The organism is Kribbella catacumbae DSM 19601, assembly GCF_000372465.1.
GTDB classification, from domain to species: Bacteria; Actinomycetota; Actinomycetes; order Propionibacteriales; family Kribbellaceae; genus Kribbella; species Kribbella catacumbae.
Genome location: NZ_AQUZ01000128.1, coordinates 1 through 1,908, shown reverse-complemented (window position 1 = coordinate 1,908; position 1,908 = coordinate 1). Strand labels below are relative to the sequence as shown.

Sequence of the window (1,908 nt, the reverse complement as noted above, 5' to 3'; positions counted from 1 at the left end):
CTGACCCGACCAACCGCCCGCAGGGCCCAACCAAGGAACCAGAAGTGGAAAAGCCGGCCAGACCGGCGACCCCGCCACACCCGAACGCAGCCAGCACTCCAACGAAACTTCAAAATCCCTCACGAAACAACAACCAAAACCCGATCGGTGGATCCGGGCTCAGATACCGCATCCGAGACACACTGCTTTACGGCACTGCGCAGATCATCCAGTGAACATTCCAGCACCACCGGACTAAAGGTTGCCCTGATCTCCACTTGCCCAGATCGCGACTGGAACGAAAGATCCTCAACAGCCTCGGTAAACGTATATCGGAGTATCTCATTGTTGACAGACGGGAGCTTTTCGAGGATCTCCACAATCGAGAACCCGAAGTCCATCAACGGTATACCCGCATGTGCCGTCGAGATTTCAGCTCCATCCATGCGCAGCGCGACATCCGCAGGAAAGAAATACCACAGCAACTCACCTCTACTCGCAGTCGCAACCTCCCGCCGGACTTCCCATCCCGCAAGTTCAGGAAGATCTTCGAGCCTGTAAGTAAGTTCGATCATTTTATCGGATACATCGATTTCACGTTGCCATCGACTCCAGGATCCGCCGACCCGATTACCTAGCCAATGCTGCTTGACGAGCAACTAGTCAACCCAGAACTTTCTTCCCAGGCTACCAACATACCTCTTAAGGAAATCTTCTAAGTCGCGACCAACCGAATACCATTCAGCTCTCGGATCCAGGGGAAGGCCAACGCGAATGCGACTTGAGCCAGATTCACTAGGCGCAAGTACTAGGAGATCCAGATCGCCCAAGAACTCGCCGACAACAACATCTCCCGGTCTCGTGTCAGCGGACCTCATCTCGGCATACTCGACAGTCCGCGCATGACTGTCTTCTTGATTCAGCAGAGATAGACCCCATTGGCCGTAGTCGACGTCGAAAAACAGTTTGGCGCTGTCGCAAACTCTCCAGAACTCCGTCAACTCATCAGGTATTCCGGCCTCACCGCCCGCCAGTCCGCGGCCCCCGTCCGGGACGAATGAGACCGAGCAGGCAAACCTGAAAGAGTCCTCGCCATGAAGACGCTGAGGCTGCGAGTACTTAACAGCGCATTCATTAAGAATGTCTTGAATGCTCATCTAAAACCCTTAGAGATGTCCTAGTAGTTTATCCACCATGGATTGAGTTGCTGCTGATGCACCTTCCGCTCCACTGGCACTAAGTTATTGAAACTATTGTCTCCACCGAACTCACGTGGCTTGATGTGGTGTATATCATACTTGGCCCAACCTCCTTCAGGCGCGGGGAGGCCACGGTCATGCCACTCCTTAATGTAGGCGTAGCGATCTTTGGAGCTGTCCCACCCAACCCGCTTATCCTTAGGTACCCGCTGTAGGTCGCTTCCGGGATGGTGGATCGGCTTGCCAGTCCGCGGGTCCGTCACCTGCGGATACTTCTCGCCTTTGCTGTTGAGTGGGCTGTCGTCATCGTCTTCCTCCGGCGGCTGAGCTGTGCCGCCTCCAGCGAGCATCTCGACGAACGGGTTGTCGGATGCTTGCCCATTGGCGATGTCTTCGATGAGCAGAACGCCCACCCCGGCGACAGCCATGCCGCCGACTAGATTGGCACCTGTGCCCAGTGGCATACCCGTTCCGCTGGGACCGAGTGGACCGACGAGGCGTCCAACGCCGGAGAGACCGCCGCACCTACAGATCTCAGGCAACTGCATGCCAGCGCCGAACATCGAACCCGTTTGGCTGGCACTTGCTATCACGGAGCCGGTTTGGTCGAGGGCGTTTTGGTATTGCTGACCTGCCCAGTCGCGGGTTTCGTCGGTTAGGTCGCCTTGGACGCCGATGACGGTTGCCGGCTGGTTGGGGTCGGTGGGGCAGAGGCTTTGGTTGCCGTTCG

3 protein-coding genes are annotated in these 1,908 nt (G+C 56.6%); all 3 read right to left on the bottom strand.

The features are described 5' to 3' along the window. Window positions 1–119 precede the first annotated feature (119 nt). The gene (locus A3ES_RS0145455; protein WP_157631099.1) at window positions 120–638 is read right to left on the bottom strand and encodes a hypothetical protein; all 519 of its coding nucleotides are present in this window, start codon (window positions 636–638) and stop codon (window positions 120–122) included. Further along, entirely contained in the window at window positions 639–1,136 is a 498-nt protein-coding gene (locus A3ES_RS54890; protein ID WP_157631098.1) for a hypothetical protein, read from the bottom strand. A gap of 20 nt (window positions 1,137–1,156) precedes the next feature. Next, the coding region (locus A3ES_RS53375; protein WP_169501861.1) for an HNH endonuclease signature motif containing protein at window positions 1,157–1,908 on the bottom strand (752 nt) is incomplete at its 5' end.

Excerpts from the sequence above, each read along its gene's own strand:
- A3ES_RS54890 (WP_157631098.1), bottom strand. The coding sequence starts at position 1,136 with ATGAGCATTCAAGACATTCTTAATGAATGCGCTGTTAAGTACTCGCAG.